Origin of the sequence: Sphingomonas beigongshangi (assembly GCF_016820445.1) — a bacterium.
Lineage (GTDB): Bacteria > Pseudomonadota > Alphaproteobacteria > Sphingomonadales > Sphingomonadaceae > Sphingomonas > Sphingomonas beigongshangi.
This window is the reverse complement of record NZ_JADHDT010000004.1, coordinates 250,705-268,421: the sequence shown is the minus strand read 5'-3', so window position 1 is coordinate 268,421 and position 17,717 is coordinate 250,705. Positions and strand designations below refer to the sequence as shown.

18 protein-coding genes are annotated in these 17,717 nt (G+C 68.6%); 8 read left to right on the top strand and 10 right to left on the bottom strand.

The genetic code is table 11. The annotated features are described in order from the left end of the window. Positions 1-29: 29 nt before the first annotated feature. The 3 genes from IQ292_RS09035 to IQ292_RS09025 are packed head-to-tail and all read right to left on the bottom strand — an operon-like array spanning position 30 to position 1,933. Positions 30-467 carry an acyl-CoA thioesterase gene (locus IQ292_RS09035; RefSeq protein WP_203309984.1) on the bottom strand — a complete coding sequence of 146 codons (438 nt, stop codon included), beginning with the start codon at positions 465-467 and terminating at the stop codon, positions 30-32. A 54-nt stretch (positions 468-521) separates the two neighbouring features. Beyond that, positions 522-974 carry an NfeD family protein gene (locus IQ292_RS09030; RefSeq protein WP_203309983.1) on the bottom strand — a complete coding sequence of 151 codons (453 nt, stop codon included), beginning with the start codon at positions 972-974 and terminating at the stop codon, positions 522-524. Continuing rightward, the gene (locus IQ292_RS09025) at positions 971-1,933 is read right to left on the bottom strand and encodes an SPFH domain-containing protein (protein ID WP_203309982.1); all 963 of its coding nucleotides are present in this window, start codon (positions 1,931-1,933) and stop codon (positions 971-973) included. The genes IQ292_RS09030 and IQ292_RS09025 overlap by 4 nt, the downstream gene beginning before the upstream one ends. A gap of 161 nt (positions 1,934-2,094) precedes the next feature. Between IQ292_RS09025 and guaB the strand changes: the two genes are divergently transcribed. Genes guaB through IQ292_RS09010 form a run of 3 tightly spaced genes read left to right on the top strand, consistent with a single transcriptional unit; the run spans position 2,095 to position 5,281 of the window. Continuing rightward, positions 2,095-3,552, top strand: a complete 1,458-nt coding sequence (guaB, locus tag IQ292_RS09020; protein ID WP_203309981.1) for an IMP dehydrogenase — start codon at positions 2,095-2,097, stop codon at positions 3,550-3,552. Between the two features lie 24 nt (positions 3,553-3,576). Then, positions 3,577-4,749, top strand: a complete 1,173-nt coding sequence (locus tag IQ292_RS09015; protein ID WP_203309980.1) for an RsmB/NOP family class I SAM-dependent RNA methyltransferase — start codon at positions 3,577-3,579, stop codon at positions 4,747-4,749. A 31-nt stretch (positions 4,750-4,780) separates the two neighbouring features. Next, entirely contained in the window at positions 4,781-5,281 is a 501-nt protein-coding gene (locus tag IQ292_RS09010) for a tetratricopeptide repeat protein (protein ID WP_203309979.1), read from the top strand. A gap of 80 nt (positions 5,282-5,361) precedes the next feature. Here IQ292_RS09010 and rsmA read toward each other — a convergent pair whose 3' ends face one another. From rsmA to IQ292_RS08990, 4 genes are all read right to left on the bottom strand, one after another. Further along, positions 5,362-6,198 carry a 16S rRNA (adenine(1518)-N(6)/adenine(1519)-N(6))-dimethyltransferase RsmA gene (rsmA, locus tag IQ292_RS09005; protein ID WP_203309978.1) on the bottom strand — a complete coding sequence of 279 codons (837 nt, stop codon included), beginning with the start codon at positions 6,196-6,198 and terminating at the stop codon, positions 5,362-5,364. Next, on the bottom strand, positions 6,195-7,238 hold the full coding sequence (gene pdxA, locus IQ292_RS09000; RefSeq protein ID WP_338057611.1) for a 4-hydroxythreonine-4-phosphate dehydrogenase PdxA: 1,044 nt from the start codon (positions 7,236-7,238) through the stop codon (positions 6,195-6,197). Before pdxA ends, rsmA begins: the two co-directional genes overlap by 4 nt. Position 7,239: 1 nt before the next feature. Further along, positions 7,240-8,604: a peptidylprolyl isomerase gene (locus tag IQ292_RS08995; protein WP_308814104.1), complete on the bottom strand. Its 1,365-nt coding sequence runs from the start codon at positions 8,602-8,604 to the stop codon at positions 7,240-7,242. Between the two features lie 94 nt (positions 8,605-8,698). Continuing rightward, positions 8,699-10,954 carry an LPS-assembly protein LptD gene (locus IQ292_RS08990; protein WP_203309977.1) on the bottom strand — a complete coding sequence of 752 codons (2,256 nt, stop codon included), beginning with the start codon at positions 10,952-10,954 and terminating at the stop codon, positions 8,699-8,701. Positions 10,955-11,118: 164 nt separating this feature from the next. Here IQ292_RS08990 and IQ292_RS08985 point away from each other — a divergent pair, with 164 nt between their 5' ends. The 4 genes from IQ292_RS08985 (at position 11,119) to IQ292_RS08970 (ending at position 14,059) form a co-directional block, all read left to right on the top strand. Then, positions 11,119-12,576: a leucyl aminopeptidase gene (locus IQ292_RS08985; protein WP_203309976.1), complete on the top strand. Its 1,458-nt coding sequence runs from the start codon at positions 11,119-11,121 to the stop codon at positions 12,574-12,576. Then, positions 12,576-13,016, top strand: a complete 441-nt coding sequence (locus IQ292_RS08980; RefSeq protein WP_203309975.1) for a DNA polymerase III subunit chi — start codon at positions 12,576-12,578, stop codon at positions 13,014-13,016. The genes IQ292_RS08985 and IQ292_RS08980 overlap by 1 nt, the downstream gene beginning before the upstream one ends. Positions 13,017-13,115: 99 nt before the next feature. Further along, on the top strand, positions 13,116-13,538 hold the full coding sequence (gene ndk, locus IQ292_RS08975; RefSeq protein ID WP_115381414.1) for a nucleoside-diphosphate kinase: 423 nt from the start codon (positions 13,116-13,118) through the stop codon (positions 13,536-13,538). Beyond that, on the top strand, positions 13,538-14,059 hold the full coding sequence (locus tag IQ292_RS08970; protein WP_203309974.1) for a GNAT family N-acetyltransferase: 522 nt from the start codon (positions 13,538-13,540) through the stop codon (positions 14,057-14,059). Before ndk ends, IQ292_RS08970 begins: the two co-directional genes overlap by 1 nt. A gap of 3 nt (positions 14,060-14,062) precedes the next feature. Here the strand turns inward: IQ292_RS08970 and fghA are convergent, their stop codons facing one another. The 3 genes from fghA to IQ292_RS08955 are packed head-to-tail and all read right to left on the bottom strand — an operon-like array spanning position 14,063 to position 16,418. Continuing rightward, entirely contained in the window at positions 14,063-14,899 is an 837-nt protein-coding gene (gene fghA, locus IQ292_RS08965) for an S-formylglutathione hydrolase (protein WP_203309973.1), read from the bottom strand. Further along, entirely contained in the window at positions 14,899-15,282 is a 384-nt protein-coding gene (locus tag IQ292_RS08960) for a VOC family protein (RefSeq protein WP_203309972.1), read from the bottom strand. The genes fghA and IQ292_RS08960 overlap by 1 nt, the downstream gene beginning before the upstream one ends. A 23-nt stretch (positions 15,283-15,305) precedes the next feature. Continuing rightward, positions 15,306-16,418 (bottom strand): S-(hydroxymethyl)glutathione dehydrogenase/class III alcohol dehydrogenase, encoded by a 1,113-nt coding sequence (locus IQ292_RS08955; RefSeq protein WP_203309971.1) that lies wholly within the window; start codon positions 16,416-16,418, stop codon positions 15,306-15,308. 171 nt (positions 16,419-16,589) lie between these two features. Between IQ292_RS08955 and IQ292_RS08950 the strand changes: the two genes are divergently transcribed. Continuing rightward, on the top strand, positions 16,590-17,717 hold the full coding sequence (locus IQ292_RS08950; RefSeq protein WP_275298322.1) for an isovaleryl-CoA dehydrogenase: 1,128 nt from the start codon (positions 16,590-16,592) through the stop codon (positions 17,715-17,717).

Genomic DNA, 17,717 nt, shown 5'->3' with positions numbered 1-17,717 from the left:
GCCCGCCCGCTGCGGCGTCGTACGGGATGTCAGGCGGTGGCTTGATCGGGTGGCTGGAAGAAGCGGTCGATGACCTCGCGCGCCAACCGCGCCGGCTTCAGCGTCTCGGCGTCCAGGCAGCACCAGCTCGATTTCACTTCCGCCAGCACCTCTTCGCCGCGCCGGATGACGGTGCCGTAGAACGCGCGCGCGCCCTGCACCTTTTCGAGCAACACCGTGGCGATCACGTCATCGCCGAGGAAGGTCGGCTTCCGATAGGTGATCTCGTGCTTCAGCGCGACCCAGAGGTGGGTGGCGACCGCGTCCGCGGGCGCGAGCTTCTGCCAGTGGCTGACCACGGCTTCCTGCACCCACTTCAGGTAGCTGGCATTGTTGACGTGACCCATAAAGTCGATGTCGGCGGGGTCGACGCCGATCGGCACGTCGAAGGGGATGCTGTCGCTCACCCGGCGTATATAGCATCGCATTGATGGCAGCGCAGCGACAATCGGCCAGAATGCGCCAAGTGGAGGACGTGTCGATCAATCCGCATGCGGTTCGACGATCGCGACGCCGTCGCGGATCGCGCTGATGCGGACGCGTGCGCCAGGGTCCGCCGGGGCACCGCACGCGGGCCAACTGCCGTCACCCACCCGCACGCGGCCGCCCTCCGCATCGACGCGCTGCTCGACGACCACCACCTGGCCGATCATGCGGGCGGCACGGTCGTTGAGCTGCGGATCGCTGGTTTCGACCGGATAGTCGCGATACCAGCGACGGCCGATCAGCACCGAAACGATGCTCCACGCGGCGAAGGCAGCGATCTGCACCGCGACGGGCAGTTCCGGCAACGCCAACAGCGTCAGCCCGACGATCCCGGCGGCGATCGCCAGGAAGACGGCGAACACGCCCGGGATGACCAGCTCGGCGAGCCCGAGGGCCAGCGCCGCGATCAGCCAAGCGCCCGCCGCTCCGCCGATCCCGTCGAGCGTCACGGCTTGGGCAGCTCAAACGGCCCGCGCCGCGGCTCGGCGGACGCCGCGGACGGCTTGCCCAAGGCCTCCTTGGCGAGTTCGCCGATGCCGCCCAGCGTGCCGATCAAGTTGGTCGCCTCGACCGGGAACAGGATCGTCTTCGCGTTGGGACTGGTCGCGAACTTGCCGACGGCCTCGACATATTTCTGCGCGATGAAATAGTTGATCGCCTGCGTCGACCCGCTCTCGATCGCGTCGGACACGACCTGCGTCGCCTTCGCCTCTGCCTCAGCCGCGCGCTCGCGCGCTTCCGCGTCGCGATAGGCGGACTCGCGCCGGCCCTCCGCCTCCAGGATGCGCGCCTGTTTCTGCCCCTCGGCCCGCAGGATCTCGCTGGCCCGCGTGCCCTCCGCCTCGAGGATGTTGGCGCGCTTCTCGCGCTCCGCCTTCATCTGGCGACCCATGGCGGCGACGATGTCGGCCGGCGGGCGGATGTCCTTGATCTCGACGCGGGTGATCTTGACACCCCACGGCACCGTCGCATGATCCACCACCGACAGGAGGCGCGCGTTGATCTCGTCGCGCTTCGACAAGGTCTCGTCCAGGTCCATCGACCCCATGACGGTGCGCAGGTTCGTCGTCGTCAGCTGGAGCAGCGCGACGTACAGATCCGAAACCTCATAGGCTGCCTTGGCCGCGTCGAGCACCTGGAAGAAGACGACGCCGTCGGTGGAGATGATGGCATTGTCCTTGGTGATGATCTCCTGTCCGGGGATGTCGATCACCTGCTCCATCATGTTCACCTTGCGGCCGACGCGATAGAAGAACGCCGGGTAGAAATTGAAGCCCGGTGCGGCGGTGGTGGTGTAGCGGCCGAAATGCTCGATCGTGTACTGATAGCCCTGGCGCACGATCTTGATGCTGGTCATCAGGTAGAACAGCACCAGTGCCAAGGCGAATGCTGCGATGGTAATCCCCATGTCGGCCCTCCCCGGGATACCGACTCACGCGCCGGTGCCCCATATCGCTATAGCACCCCGCGCGGCCGAACCGTAAGGCCATGTCGGTGACCCCCTAGCTAATCGGGCGGACCGCGGTTACATGGCCCGCCACTTCCCCACGCCATGCGAGGAACGGCATCTTGGATATCCGGCTCGGCCTCACTTTCGACGACGTCCTGCTCGTGCCGCAGGAGTCCGATATCCTGCCGAGCAGCGCGGATACACGCACGCAGGTGACGCGGGGCATCGCGCTCAACATCCCGATCCTGTCCTCGGCCATGGATACGGTGACCGAAGCGGACATGGCGATCGTCATGGCCCAGCTCGGCGGTATCGGCGTCCTCCACCGCAATCTGACCGTCGAGGAACAGGTCGCGGCGGTGCGCCAGGTCAAGCGCTTCGAGTCGGGCATGGTCGTCAATCCGATCACCATCGCCCCGACCGCGACGCTGGCGGAGGCGCAGGCGCTGATGGCCAACCATCGGATCAGCGGCATTCCGGTCGTCGAGGCGGACGGTCGGCTCGTCGGCATCCTCACGAACCGCGACGTCCGCTTCGCGGGCAATCCGAAGCAGCCGGTCGCCGAACTGATGACCCGCGACAATCTCGCGACGGTTTCGACCGACGTCGGCCAGGACGAGGCGCGCCGCCTGCTCCATCAGCGCCGCATCGAGAAGCTACTCGTCGTCGACGACGCCTATCGCTGCGTCGGGCTGATCACGGTCAAGGATATCGAAAAGGCGGTCACCTATCCCGACGCGACCAAGGATGCGGCCGGCCGCCTGCGCGTCGCCGCGGCGACCACGGTCGGTGACAAGGGCTTCGAGCGGACGGAGGCCCTTGTCGACGCGGAATGCGACCTGATCGTGATCGACACCGCGCACGGCCACAATCGCGATGTCGCTCGGGCGGTCGAGCGGGTGAAGAAGCTCAGCAACTCGGTCCAGGTCGTCGCGGGCAACGTCGCGACCGCGGCGGCGACGCGCGCGCTGGTCGACGCGGGCGCGGACGGCATCAAGGTCGGTATCGGTCCGGGATCGATCTGCACGACGCGGGTCGTCGCCGGCGTCGGCGTTCCGCAGCTCACCGCGGTCATGGACTGCGCCGAAGAGGCCGCCAAGTCGAGCGTGCCGGTGATCGCGGACGGCGGCCTGCGCACCTCCGGCGACCTCGCCAAGGCGCTGGCCGCGGGGGCCGCGACCTGCATGGTCGGATCGCTGCTGGCCGGCACCGAAGAGGCGCCGGGCGAGACCTTCCTGTACCAGGGACGGGCGTACAAATCCTATCGCGGCATGGGGTCGGTCGGCGCGATGGGTCGCGGCTCCGCCGACCGCTATTTCCAGGGCGATATCAAGGACCAGATGAAGCTGGTGCCGGAGGGGATCGAAGGGCAGGTCGCCTACAAGGGGCCGGCACGCGACGTCATCCACCAGCTCGTCGGCGGCATCAAGGCGGCGATGGGCTATACCGGCTCTGCGACGATCCCCGACCTCAAGAGCCGCGCGCAGTTCGTGCAGATCACCGGCGCGGGGCTCAAGGAAAGTCATGTCCACGACGTGACGATCACGCGCGAGGCGCCGAACTATCCGACCCGATGAGGCAGCGGTGACGGGAGCCGGCCGATGACGCCCGCAGCGCGCAGCCAGGCCGCGATCGACATTCTCGACCAGGTCGTCGACGCGGCGCGCGGCGGCGGTGCGGCGGCGGACACGCTCGTCGCGCGCTATTTCGCGAGCCGTCGCTATGCCGGTGCCAAGGACCGGCGCGCGGTGCGCGACCTCGTCTATGCGGCGATCCGCCGCGCCGGGGAAGCGCCCGAAAACGGTCGCGCCGCGCTGGTCGGCCTCGCCCGAGAGGATGATGCCCTTGCCGCAACCTTCGACGGATCGGCGCATGGACCGGCGCCGCTGGATCCGGCCGAGCCCGCCGCCGCTGCCGGGGTCATGCCATCATGGCTCAGCGCGGCGCTGATCGCATCGGACGTCCCGTCTTCGGCTCAGCAGGCGTTGGTCGCGCGCGCGCCGCTCGATATCCGGGTCAACCGGCTTCGCACGGACGTCGCGTCGATCCGTGCGGAGATCGGCGGTGAAGCCGTGGCCGGGTTGCCCGACGCGCTGCGCCTGCCCAGTGGCACCAACGTCGAACCGCTCGCCGGGCGCGTGGAGGTGCAGGACGCGGGCAGCCAGATCGTCAGCCTCGCCGCCCGCGCGGAGCCCGGCCAGAACATCATCGACCTGTGCGCAGGTGGCGGCGGCAAGACGCTCGCGCTCGCCGCGGCGATGGACAATCGCGGCGAGTTGATCGCGAGCGACGTCGACCGCGCCCGGCTGTCGAGGCTGGCGCCGCGCGCGGAAAAGGCGGGGGTCACGATCGCCAGGCCGCTGCTGCTCGATGCGGGACGCGAGGCGGCAGCGCTCGCGCCCTTTGCAGGCGCCGCGGATACGGTCCTGGTGGATGCGCCCTGTTCGGGGACCGGGACGTGGCGTCGCAATCCCGAGGCGCGCTGGCGCCTCACGCCACAGCGGCTGGAACGATTCGCGCAGCAGCAGCGCCACGTCCTGGAGCTCGCGGCGCCGCTCGTGCGGCCGGGCGGGGCGCTGGTCTACATCGTCTGCTCGCTGCTCGATGCGGAGGGGGCGGCACAGGTCGACGCCTTCCTCGCCACCTCTCCCGGCTGGCGTGCCGAGCCGCTCGATCTGCCTGCCGGCCGGCCGCGCGGCAGCGGCCTGCGCCTCGATCCCGCGCACGACGGGACCGACGGCTTTTTTGTCGCGCGGCTGATCCGGCTTTGCTAGCTTCCGGGCCGTGCCCCCTGTGGAGACCTTCATGCGCGTGACCTCCGTCGCCATCGCCGCCACGTTGACCCTGGTGTGCGTGTCGACCTCGCTGCACGGCCAGCGGCCGGACGACCAGATCGACGCCCGTTCGATGCAGTTGCTTGCTCAGGGCAAGGCGGCAAAGGCGGCCGGCAATCTCGACGGCGCCACGGACTTGCTGGAGACCGCGCTCGCGGTCGATCCTCGCAATCGCCAGGCCTATGTCGTGCTGGCCGAGACCGCGGACGCACGCGGCCTGCCCGGCACCGCGATCCGCCTCTACCGCGAGGCGCTGTCGCTCGAACCCAATGACGTGGCCGCGTTGCAGGGCCAGGGCGAGGCGCTGGTCGCCAAGGGGGCGGTGACGCTGGCCAAGGCCAATCTCGCGAAGATCCGGACCTTGTGCAAGGGCGCATGCCCGGAGGCGAACCAGCTTGCGGCCGCCATCGCAAAGGGGCCGCCGATCACCACCGCGCAGACGCAGGCGAAGCCGACCGCCGCCAAGGACTGACGCAGTCGCCGTATGAGGGTGCGGTCAGGCGGTGGCGGGATCGGGTATCGCGATCGTTAGCAGCGGGTCGGAGGATGCGATCAGCCGCCCGCCGCGCGCGCAATGGCGACGAATTCCGCCACGGTCAGCGTTTCCGCGCGTCGGGACGCGTCGATCCCGATCGCCTCCGCCGCTGCGAGCGCACCCGGTACCGCCTTCAGGCTTTGCCGCAGCATCTTGCGGCGCTGGCCGAAAGCTGCGGCGGTCACCCTTTCCAGCACCGCCACGTCGACGCCCGCAGGTGGTTCGGCCGGGGTGATATGGACGACGGCCGACATCACCTTTGGCGGCGGGGTGAACGCGGAGCGATGGACCGGCATCGCGATCCTCGCCGCGCTGCGCCACTGCGCCAGCACCGCGAGCCTGCCGTAATGGTCGCTTCCCGGCGTCGCGACGATCCGCTCGGCGACTTCCTTCTGGAACATGAGCGTCAGCGATTGCCACCATGGCTGCCAAGGTCCCGTCAGCCAGCCGACCAGCAACGCGGTTCCGACATTGTAGGGCAGGTTGGACACGATGTGCGGCCGCCCCGTGAAGAGGGTGGGGGCGTCCACCGCGAGCGCATCGCCCTCGATCAGGCGCAGCTTGCCGGGGAAGGCGGCGCCCAGTTCCTCGAGCGCGGGGATGCAGCGGCGGTCGCGTTCGATCGCGGTGACCTGCGCGCCCGCGAGCAGCAGCGCCCGGGTCAGGCCGCCCGGGCCCGGCCCGACCTCCAGCACCTCGGCGCCGTCGAGATCGCCGGGCACCGCCGCGATCCGCGCCAGCAGCTGGCCGTCGAAGAGGAAATTCTGGCCCAGCGCCTTGCTGGCCGAGAGACCGTAGCGCGCGATCACCTCGCGCAGCGGGGGGAGAGGCCCCCCGACCGGCGACGCGCTCACGCCGCGACCGCGGCGACGCCGGCGGGGAAGCGACGGTCGGCGATCTGGCCCGCCATGGCGATCGCCGCGATCATCGCGCCGGGATGCGCCGTATCGCGCCCGGCGAGGCCGAATGCGGTGCCGTGATCGGGCGACGTGCGTACGATCGGCAGGCCCAATGTCACGTTGACCCCTTCGTCGAAATGCAGCGTCTTGATCGGCACCAGCGCCTGGTCGTGATAGGGGCACAGGACCACGTCATAGGCGGACCGCGCGCGGGCGTGGAACAGCGTGTCGGCCGCGAAGGGGCCGGTCGCCTCGATCCCCTCGGCGCGCAGTTGCGCGATCGCGGGCGCCATCACCTCTATTTCCTCGCGCCCGATCGCGCCGCCCTCTCCGGCATGCGGGTTGAGCCCCGCGAAGGCGAGCCGCGGTCCCTTGATGCCGAACCCCGTGCGCAGGCCGGCGGCCGTGACGCGCGCGCGGGCTAGGATCAGGTCGACCGTCAGCAGGCGAGAAACCTCGGCCAGCGGAACGTGCGTGGTGATCGGCACGACGCGAAGCGACGGACCGGCCAGCATCATCACCGCATCCTCCTCCGCGACGCCGCACCGTTCCGCGACGAATTCGGTCTGGCCCGGCCAGTCGAAGCCGACGCCGTACAGCTGTGCCTTGGATACCGGTCCGGTCACCAGCGCGCGCGCCTCGCCGGTCAGCACCGCGCGCGTCGCGACTTCCAGGGCGTCGAAGGCGGCGTGCGCCCCGGCGACATCGGGCATACCGGGAACGATCTCGCCCGCCTCGCGCGCGGGCAGCACCGGCAGCGCGCGGTCGAACACCGCCAGGGCTTCCGCGGCGTCCGCGACGGTCGCGATCGGGCCGTCCCAGACCCGCGCGATCGCGCGCCGGTCGCCCACCGCCATGAATGGCGGCAGGCGGCGGACGCCCCGCACCGCCCAGCTCTTGCCGATGATCTCCGGCCCGACCCCGGCGGGATCGCCCAGCGGCACCGCGAGCGGGGCGGTCGCCGGTCCCACGCGCGCTGTGCCCAGGTCGGTCACGTCAGCGATACTCGATGACCGCGTCGCGCCGCAGGTCGCGCAGCTTGCTCTGCGCGCGCAGGTTCACACGCTGCTGCTCGAGCTGCCCCTGGATCTGGTTCGCGCTCGGCAGATTGCTCTGCTGCGGATCGTCGCGGCCGCAAAGGACGAGCGAGCGAACGCCGTCCTGCGGTGAGCCGAAGGGCGGCGTCGCCTGACCGACCTGCAGGCCGAGCAGGATCTGCTGAAGCCGCGGATCGGGGACGCTGCGCACCGGCACCGAATCGTTGTCGACGACTTCGGCGCCGACCGAGGCGGCGACCTTCTCCACGCTGCCGCAGCCCTGGATCTGCTTGAGCGCCTGGGCGAACGTACCCGCCCGCGCCTGCGCCTGCGCCATGGTCGTGTTGGCCGGGAAGTGGATCGTCAGCTGCTTCAGGCTGAGCCGCGCGTCGCGCGGGTCCGCCGCGCCGACCGTGCGCTTGTCGAGCAGATAGAGGATCGAGAAGCCGCCGGGCGTCGCGATCGGGCCGGCGACCTGGCCGACCTGCATTTGCTGCGCGGCTTCCGCCAGCGGCTGCGGCAGCGTCGCCAGGCGCAGCCAGCCGAGATCGCCGCCGACCGCCTTGGTCGAAGCCTCGGAATAGCTGCGGGCATAGAATTCGAACGGCTGCTGCCCCTTCTGCAGCTCGCCGATGATCTGCCGCGCATTGGCCGCGATCTGTTCGCGGTTGGCGTCGTTGGCGCTGAGGTAGATTTCCTGAAGGTGATATTCCTCCGCGCCCTTCGACGCCTGCAGGCGGTCGATGATCGCCTTCACCTCCTCGTCGCCGACGTTGACGAAGGGCTCGACCTTGCGGCGCAGGTACCGGGTCCAGGCAAGCTCGCCCTCGATCGCGCGGCGGGCAGAGCGTTCCGAAGAGCCCGCAGCGCGCAAGTCGCCGCGTAGCTGGCTGACGGACCGTCCCATCTGTTTCGCCAGGCCGTTCATTGCCTGTTCGATTTCTGCCTGCGTGACGGTGATATCGGCGCTCTTCGCCTCTTGAATCTCCAACGTCTCGTCGATCAGCTGCCGAAGTATCTCGAGCTTGAGCTGTTCGAGCTGCTCCGTTGGCGGCGCCTTTCCACCGTTCCTCATTATGATCAGCGCCAGCCGCTGGTCGACGTCGGTGCCGGTGATGACGAAGTCGTTGACGATCGCCGTCGGCTTGCGGACGTTGGGATCGACCTTGCCGAAGATCTGCAGATTGGCCGGGATGTCCAGCGCGGTTTCGGGCGTGCTCTGATCGGTCACCGTCTGCGCCACCGCGCCGCCGGCCATCGCCGTCAGCGCCACCCACCCCATGATCCGGCCCAGCCGGGCCGCCGGTCGAATTCGATGCGTCACGTGTTCCCGTTATCCTACAGCTGTGCGCGCAGGCCGCGCGCCTTGATCCGTCCGCCTTGACCCGACCTATGCCCTCGGCCGGCTGAATGCGGGCTTAGCGACCGATGTTCTTCAACGCCAGCGACAACAGGAAGGCGTTGCCCCCGCGCGCGTCGCCCGTGTCCTGGTAGGTTCGCCGCCACGTCACGCCAAGCCGCAGGCAGTCGTCCTCATATTGCACGCCCAACCGATGCCGGACCGGCGAGAATCCGTCGGACAGCGACAGAGGGTCCTCCGACTTGTTGGTGAGGTCGATCACCGTCGAGCCGAAGGCGGACCAGAACCGCGAGACCTGCAAGCGGCCGCCGAGGCGCAGTTCCTCGCGGTCCTGCAGGTCCTCGATGCTGGGCGTGATGTTGCGGTTGAGGCGCAGATAGCCGACGAGGACATAGGTGCTGCGCGAGCCAACCGTCGCGTCCACTTCATTGCGCCGCACCGCGAAACTGTCCTTGTCCAGGCGGTAGCGATGGGTGATCGACACGAAATCGTGGACGCGCAGTTCGGTCCTGCCCACGATGTCGGAGAAACGGTCCGACAGACCCGTACCCTGCGGCAGGATCGTGGGACGCTGCGTCAGGCGATAGCTCTGTCCGATGACGGCATTGAACGACACGCCGGGAATGTTGATCGCCCATTCCGCGCCATAGGTCACGCGCGTCGTATCCTCGAACCGGTCGTAGCCGGCGAAGCGGTTGAGCGCGAAGAGGTTCGAATCCTCCAGGTCGATCGCGCGCGCATCCTCGTTGGGCACGTCGAGATTGGCGACCTTGGGCGAAGCGACGATCTGTACCCGCGGCGTCAGCACCTGCGTGCCGCCGAGGAAGCTGCCGACGAACGGCCATTTGACGTCCGCGGCCAGCGCGCCGATCGCGCGGCCGTGGAAACCGTCGAGGCCGCGATAGCTTGCGACTTCGGTGCTCGCGATATTGTCGGTGTTGTAGACGTCGGCGCGCGCATAGGCCGTCAGCGTCACCTCCTGGCCCCAGTTGGTCAGCCGCCGCAGGTCCCATTGACCGGCAACGAAGGCCCGCTGCGTATCCTGGCCCGCGGTGCGGGTGATCGCGAGCGAATTGCCCTGCAGCTGCAACTTGCCGCCGAACAGGTCGAGCCGGCGGCGATAGTCGATCTCGGGGAGGGCGATCGGTTGCTGCCCCTGGACGTCGCCCACGCGGAGCGTCTGCACGTACCAGCCGGTGATCGCGAAATAGCTGTCCGCATCGATATGTTCGAGCGACGCCGTGGTGCGCAGGCGATCGTCGCGCGAAATGTCGTAGCGGCGGAGGAAGGTACGGTCCGTCGTCAGTCGCAGCGATCCGCTCAGCGTCCAGTCCGGGGTCAATTGATAACGGGCGACGCCGTCCAGATAGCCGCGGAACGCGCGTTCGGTCTGGTTGGCGGTAATCGTGGTCAGGTCGTCGCTGCGCCGGCTTTCGGTGGCATAGCCCGTGATGCGAAAGGCGCCCGTCTGTCCCAGCGCCTCATACTGCGCCTGCATCATGGGGATTTCGCTGGAGAAGATATGCGGCGTCAGCGTCAGCCCCTTGTTGGGGGCGAGCTTGACGTAATAGGGCGCGATCAGTTCCAGCCCGTTCGACTGGCTGATCTGGAAATCGGGCATCAGCAACCCGCTCTCCGATCCGCCGCCGACCGGCGTGGAGAAGGCGGGCAGCGGCAGTGCGGGCAGGCCGAAGAGGTGGAACGACCCGCCGCCGTAATAGAGTCGCTTGCGATCCGGACGGTAGGTGATGCGCACCGCCGTGATCTTCCACGACGGTTCCTTCGGGCAGCCGGCCGAGGTCGCGACCGCGCAGGGCGTGTAGGCGGCGGTCTGCAGCTCCACCACGCCATTGGCGTCGCGCGTGCCCTTTTCGGCGGCGAGGCGGCCGCCGCGGTTGAGCACGATCAGCATGTTGTCGACCACGCCGTCCTTGAGCGAGTCGGTCAGCTCGATCGAATCGCCATAGGCGGTATCGCCCTGCGGGTTGGTCACCGCGATATTGCCCGTCGCGGTCACCCGGCCGGTCTTGCGGTTCCACACCACGCGGTCGGCGCGCAGCCGTTCCGTCTCGCGATACATGCGCACTTCGCCGCTCGCGGTCACGATGTCGGTGTTGGTGTCATACTCCAGCGCGTCCGCGCTGAAGCGAATCTGGTCCTCACCCGCCGCCGGCGGCGGCGCGGGTTGGGCCAAAGCTGGGTCCGAGACCGGGGCAGGGGAGACGGGCCTGTCGCTCAGCGACTGGGCGACAGCCGGCGCGGCGAACAGGACGAGCGGCAGCGCACAGCCGGCCAGGAGTTGCAGACGCGACACGATGATAAAAACTCACCCCTTCAATACGCGGCAGTTGCGCCGCCCTGAACGGCACGCATGCGGTTTTCGCCTATCGCACCACCCGTGCGGCCCTGCAATCGTTGTGCTTATCGCCGACGGGTCCTAGATCGGCGTTCAACGATAAAGACACAGGATTTGTTCGCATGGACGTTCGTTTCGCTCCCGCCGTTTCGCCCGACGCCGCCGTCGTGGCCGTTCCCGTCGCCAAGGGCGCCGGGCTGCCCGACTTGGCCGGCGGCGGCGCGGTCGTCGCCGCGGCCGCAAGGGCGGCGCGGTTCGGGGGCGACGCGGGCGCGGTGGTCGACGTGTTCGTGCCCGCCGGGTCCGATGCGCGTCACGTGCTGCTCGTCGGCACCGGCGCGGGCAGCGAGGTGGATTGGCAGAAGGCCGGAGGTGCGCTCGTCGCCAAGCTGCTGACCTCGGGCGTGGAGGAGGTCGCGGTCGACGTATCCGCCTCGGGTGCCACGGCGGCCGCCGTCACCGCCTTTGCGGCCGCCGCCGCGCAGCGCGCCTGGCGCTACGACGTCTATCGCACCAAGCTTCCCGAAAAGCAGAAGCCGACTTTGCGCGTCGTGACGATTGCCGGCTCGGCGCAGGGGACCGACGCCGCCTGGGCGGATGCCGCCGCGGTCACCGCGGGCATGGCGCTGACGCGCACGCTCGTCACGCTGCCGCCCAACATCCTGTATCCGGAAAGCTTCGTCGATCACGTCCGGCGGGACGTCGACGGCCTCGGGCTCGATATCACGGTGCTCGACGAAGCGGCGATGCGCGATCTCGGCATGGGCTCGCTGCTCGGCGTCAGCCAGGGCTCGGTGCGCGATGGCCGCATCCTCGCAATGAAGTGGAACGGCGGCGGCGAAGGCGCGCCGACGATCGCCTTCGTCGGCAAGGGCGTGACCTTCGACACCGGCGGCATCTCCATCAAGCCCGCGGCGGGCATGGAGGACATGAAGTGGGACATGGGCGGCGCCGGTGCGGTGGCCGGCGTCATGAAGACGCTCGCGCTGCGCAAGGCGAAGGTCAACGTCGTCGGCGTCTGCGGGCTCGTCGAGAACATGCCCGACGGCAACGCACAGCGGCCCGGCGACGTCGTGACGTCGATGTCGGGACAGACGATCGAGGTGATCAACACCGACGCCGAGGGGCGCCTCGTGCTCGCCGACGCGATCACCTGGACGCAGCGGACGTTCAAGCCGACCACGCTGGTCGACCTCGCGACGCTGACCGGCGCGATGATCATCAGCCTGGGCAACGAGCATGCCGGGCTGTTCAGCAACGACGATGGCCTTGCCGAGCAGCTGCTGGCCGCGGCCAGCGCGAGCGGCGACAAGCTGTGGCGCTTCCCGCTCGCCGATGCCTATGACAAGCTGATCGACAGCCCGATCGCCGACATGAAGAATGTCGGGCCGCGCGGCGCCGGCTCGATCACGGCCGCGCAGTTCATCAAGCGGTTCGTCGACGACGGCGTGAAGTGGGCGCATCTCGACATCGCCGGCGTGGTGTGGGCGGACAAGCCTGGCAGCCACCACGACAAGGGTGCGACCGGCTACGGCGTCCGCCTGCTCGACCGGTTCGTCTCGGCCAATTTCGAGGGCTGATGCAGGTCGATTTCTATCACCTGACCACGACGCCGCTCGACCGCGCGCTGCCGCAGATCGCCGAGAAGGTGGTGGCGAGCGGCGCGCGGCTGCTGATCGTTGCGGAGGATCCGGAGCAGCGGGCGCAGCTCGACCGCCTGCTCTGGATCTACGATCCCGAAAGTTTTCTGCCGCATGCCCAGGCCGGCGGGGGTGGGGATGCGCTGCAGCCGGTGCTGATCGCGGGCAGCGTCGATGCGGCGAACGGCGCGCGCCATGTCGCCATCGTCGACGGCCGCTGGCGCGACGAGGCGCTGACCTTCGAACGCGCGTTCCACTTTTTCGGCGAAGACCATATCCAGGCGGCCCGAACGGCCTGGCGGGGACTGGGCGACGCGGCGGATGTCGAACGGCGATACTGGAAACAGTCGGACACCGGCCGCTGGGAGCGCGCCGCCTGATCGCGCCTGCCGATCGCTGATTGTTGCCAAGTCCCGTTCCGGCCACTAGGGCAGCGCCACTTCCAACGACAGCCCAACCACAGGAGCTCCGTGACCATCATGGCCGCGAACCGGACCTTTTCGATCATCAAGCCCGACGCCACGCGTCGCAACCTGACCGGCGCGGTCACCAAGATGCTGGAGGACGCCGGCCTGCGCGTCGTCGCCTCGAAGCGCATCCACATGACCCGTGAACAGGCCGAAGGCTTCTACGCGGTGCACAAGGAGCGCCCCTTCTTCAACGATCTGGTCGAATTCATGATCTCGGGTCCCGTGGTCGTGCAGGTTCTCGAGGGCGAGAACGCGATGCAGCGCAACCGCGACATCATGGGCGCGACCAACCCAGCGAACGCCGAGCCTGGCACGATCCGCAAGGAATTGGCCGAATCAATCGAGGCGAACACGGTGCACGGCTCGGACTCGGACGAGAATGCCGAGATCGAGATCGCCTATTTCTTCAAACCCGAAGAGATCGTCGGCTGATGACCGACTGGCGGCTGCGGCGTGCGTCTCCCGAGGATGCGCCCGCAGTCGCGCTGGTCGCGCAGGCCAGCTTCCTGGAGACGTTCGCCGGCGTGCTGGCGGGCGTCGACATCCTGGCGCATCTCGCCGCCAAGAGCAGCCCGGCGCGCTTCGACGCCTGGAGCCGCGATCCGGCCAGCGTCCTGACGCTGGCGGAGCATGCGTCCGGCCACTCGCCGATTGGCTATTCGCTGCTGACCCCGCCGGAGGAGGTGGGCGAGACGCGCGTCGGCGACATCGAGTTGCGCCGCATCTACACGCTGTCCCGGATGCAGGGCACCGGCCTCGGCCCGGCGCTGATGGCCCGCGCGGTCGCTGATGCGCGTGCGCTCGGCGCGACGCGCATGCTGCTCGGCGTGTTCGCGGGAAATGCCCGCGCCCGCGCCTTCTATGAGCGCCACGGCTTCGCCGTCGTCGCCGAACGCCGCTTCAAGGTCGGCGTGACCTGGTGCGACGACTTCGTCTACGCGCGGAACCTCTGAACCTCAGCGCAGCCGTGCCGCGTGCCAGCCGAGCTGGTCCGCCATGAAGGTCGAGACGAAGAAATAGCTGTGGTCGTAGCCTGCCTGCATGCGCAGCGTCAGGTCGATGCCGGCCGCGGCACAGGCGCCCGCCAGCAGCTCGGGCCGCAGCTGTTCCCGCAGGAACTGATCCGCATCCCCCTGGTCGACGAGTAGGGCGGGGACGCGCGCGCCGTCCTCGATCAGCGCGACCGCGTCGTGCCGCCGCCATGCCGCCCGATCCTGGCCTAGATAGCCGCCCAGCGCCTTCTCGCCCCACGGTACCTGGCTGGGCGCGACGATCGGCGCGAAGGCTGACACCGCCCGGAACCGCTCCGGGAACGTCAGGCCGATGGTCAGCGCCCCGTGTCCGCCCATCGAATGTCCCATGATCGACTGGCGGACCATGTCGGCGGGAAAGGCACTGCCGATCAGCGCCGGCAGCTCGTCCGTGACATAGGACCACATCCGATAGTGCGCCGCATAGGGCGCCTGCGTCGCGTCGACGTAGAAACCGGCGCCAAGGCCGAAGTCATAGGCGCCGGCAGGGTCGTCCGCCACGTCGTCGCCGCGCGGGCTGGTGTCCGGCGCGACGAGGATCAGGCCGAGGTCTGCGCAGGCGCGGCGATATTCGCCCTTGTCCATGACATTGGCATGGGTGCAGGTCAGGCCCGACAGATACCAGACCACGGGCAGGGTCGCGCCTGGCGCGTGATCGGGCACGAAGACCGCGAAGGTCATGTCCGTGCCCGTCGCCGCGCTGGCATGACGGTAGACGCCCTGCGTCCCGCCATGCGCACGCGCGGTCGAGACGATATCCATCAGCGCGCCTCGCGGAATGCCGCGCAGACCTTGTTGCCGGCGGGATCGCGCAGATAGGCGAGGTACAGCGGCCCGAAGGGCGTCTGGCGCCAGCCGGGCGGGTCCTCGCACGCGCTGCCGCCATGCGCCAGGCCGGCGGCATGCCAGGCGTCGATCGCATCGGTGTTCTTCGCGCTGAAGCCGACCGTGCCGCCATTGGCGTGGCACGCCGGCTGCCCGTCAATCGGCCGTGTCAACATGAACAGGGCGCCGCCATTGGCATAGACGACGCGACCCTTGTCGTCGCCACGACCCGGCGCCGCGCCCAATGCGCCGAGCGCCGCATCATAGAAAGCCTTGGATGCCTCGACATCGTTGGCGCCGAGCATGACGTGACTGAACATAAATCCTCTCCCTATCCTTGGTGTCAGTAGATCACGACGCTGCGGATCGACTCGCCCGCATGCATCAGGTCGAAGCCCTTGTTGATCTCCTCCAGCGTCAGCCGGTGCGTGATCATCGGATCGATCTCGATCAGGCCGTTCATATACCAGTCGACGATCTTGGGCGTGTCGGTGCGGCCGCGCGCGCCGCCGAACGCGGTGCCGCGCCAGTTGCGCCCCGTGACGAGCTGGAAGGGTCGCGTCGCGATCTCCTTCCCCGCCTCGGCGACGCCGATGATGATCGACGTGCCCCAGCCGCGGTGGCACGCCTCGAGCGCGGTGCGCATCACCTCGGTATTGCCGGTCGCGTCGAACGTATAATCCGCGCCGCCGTCGGTCAGCGCCAGGAGCGCGGCGATCGTCTCCTCGCGCGACATCCCCTTCGAATTGAGGAAATGCGTCATGCCGAAGCGGCGACCCCATGCCTCGCGGTCGGGATTGATGTCGACGCCGATGATCCGCGATGCGCCCGCCAGCTTCGCGCCCTGGATGACGTTGAGGCCGATGCCGCCCAGCCCGAACACGACGATATTCTCGCCCGGCTGGACCTTGGCGGTGTTGACGACGGCGCCGACGCCGGTGGTGACGCCGCAACCGATGTAGCAGCTCGTATCGAACGGCGCGTCCTCGCGGATCCGCGCGACCGCGATCTCGGGCAGGACGGTGAAGTTCGAGAAGGTCGAGCAGCCCATGTAATGGAAGATCGGCTGGCCCCTGTAGGAAAAGCGCGTCGTGCCGTCGGGCATTAGCCCCTTGCCCTGCGTCGCGCGGATCGCGGTGCACAGGTTGGTCTTGCCGCTGAGGCAGGATTTACACTGGCGGCATTCGGGCGTGTAGAGCGGGATGACGTGGTCGCCGGGCGCGACGCTGGTCACGCCCGCGCCGACTTCCCGCACCATGCCGCAGCCCTCGTGGCCGAGCACGCTGGGAAACAGCCCCTCGCTGTCGAGTCCGTCCAGCGTATAGGCGTCGGTATGGCAGATGCCGGTGGCCATGATCTCGACCAGGACCTCGCCGGCCTTGGGGCCCTCCAGGTCGAGCTCGACGATCTCCAGCGGCTTCTTGGCTTCGAAGGCGACGGCGGCGCGGGTCTTCATGGCGGCAGGCTCCGGTACGTTATTGACGCTTGCGGTAGGCAAGGCGCGCGCCCGCCGCAAGCGTCGAGGGTTGATCCGGGCGGCCGTCCTGCTAGTCGCATTTGAAACGACATTTGGAGAGGTGGCGGTTTGACACCCGATTTCGATTTCGCCCTCGGAGAGGCGGCGGACATGATCCGCGAGAGCACGCAGCGGTTCGCGACCGACCGGATCGCGCCGCTCGCGGCAAGGATCGACGCGGACGACTGGTTCCCGCGCGACGAGCTCTGGCCCGCGATGGGCGAGCTCGGCCTGCACGGCATCACGGTCGACGAAGCCGATGGCGGCCTCGGTCTCGGCTATCTGGAACATGTCGTCGCCGTCGAAGAGGTTTCGCGCGCATCCGCGTCGATCGGGCTGAGCTACGGCGCGCATTCGAACCTCTGCGTCAACCAGATCCGCCGCTGGGCCAATCCGGAGCAGAAGGCGAAATACCTGCCGAAGCTGATCTCGGGCGAGCATGTCGGCAGCCTCGCGATGTCGGAGGCGAACGCCGGGTCCGACGTCGTGTCGATGAAGCTGCGCGCGCGGGAGACCGATCGCGGCTATGTGCTCGACGGCACGAAATTCTGGATCACCAACGCGGCCTATGCCGACACGCTCGTCGTCTATGCGAAGACCGGCGAGGGAAGCCGCGGCATCACCGCCTTTCTGATCGAGAAGGACATGCCCGGTTTCTCGATCGGGCAGAAGATCGACAAGATGGGCATGCGCGGCTCGCCGACCGCCGAATTGGTGTTCGACGGCTGCGAGGTCCCGCGCGAGAACGTCATGGGCCCGCTGAATGGCGGCGTCGGCGTGCTGATGAGCGGCCTCGACTATGAGCGCGCGGTGCTCGCCGCGATCCAGCTCGGCGTCATGCAGGCCTGCCTCGACGTCGTCATCCCCTATGTTCGCGAGCGCAAGCAGTTCGGCCAGCCGATCGGCCAGTTCCAGCTGATGCAGGCCAAGGTCGCCGACATGTACGTCGCGCTCAATTCGGCGCGCGCCTATGTCTATGCGGTGGCGAAAAGCTGCGACGCGGGCAAGACGACGCGCTTCGACGCAGCGGGTGCGATCCTCTATGCGTCCGAAAATGCGGTGAAGGTGGCGCTGGAGGCGATCCAGGCGCTGGGCGGCGCGGGCTATACGAAGGATTGGCCGGTCGAGCGCTTCATGCGCGACGCCAAGCTGCTCGACATCGGCGCGGGTACCAACGAGATCCGCCGCATGCTGATCGGGCGCGAGCTGATCGGCGCAGCGCCCAAGGTCGCGCAGTGA

Coding starts and splice junctions, on each gene's coding strand:
- IQ292_RS09035 (WP_203309984.1), bottom strand. CDS start 467: ATGCGATGCTATATACGCCGGGTGAGCGACAGCATCCCCTTCGACGTG.
- IQ292_RS09025 (WP_203309982.1), bottom strand. CDS start 1,933: ATGGGGATTACCATCGCAGCATTCGCCTTGGCACTGGTGCTGTTCTAC.
- IQ292_RS09015 (WP_203309980.1), top strand. CDS start 3,577: ATGACGCCCGCAGCGCGCAGCCAGGCCGCGATCGACATTCTCGACCAG.
- IQ292_RS09010 (WP_203309979.1), top strand. CDS start 4,781: ATGCGCGTGACCTCCGTCGCCATCGCCGCCACGTTGACCCTGGTGTGC.
- IQ292_RS08985 (WP_203309976.1), top strand. CDS start 11,119: ATGGACGTTCGTTTCGCTCCCGCCGTTTCGCCCGACGCCGCCGTCGTG.
- IQ292_RS08980 (WP_203309975.1), top strand. CDS start 12,576: ATGCAGGTCGATTTCTATCACCTGACCACGACGCCGCTCGACCGCGCG.
- ndk (WP_115381414.1), top strand. CDS start 13,116: ATGGCCGCGAACCGGACCTTTTCGATCATCAAGCCCGACGCCACGCGT.
- IQ292_RS08970 (WP_203309974.1), top strand. CDS start 13,538: ATGACCGACTGGCGGCTGCGGCGTGCGTCTCCCGAGGATGCGCCCGCA.
- fghA (WP_203309973.1), bottom strand. CDS start 14,899: ATGGATATCGTCTCGACCGCGCGTGCGCATGGCGGGACGCAGGGCGTC.
- IQ292_RS08960 (WP_203309972.1), bottom strand. CDS start 15,282: ATGTTCAGTCACGTCATGCTCGGCGCCAACGATGTCGAGGCATCCAAG.
- IQ292_RS08955 (WP_203309971.1), bottom strand. CDS start 16,418: ATGAAGACCCGCGCCGCCGTCGCCTTCGAAGCCAAGAAGCCGCTGGAG.
- IQ292_RS08950 (WP_275298322.1), top strand. CDS start 16,590: ATGATCCGCGAGAGCACGCAGCGGTTCGCGACCGACCGGATCGCGCCG.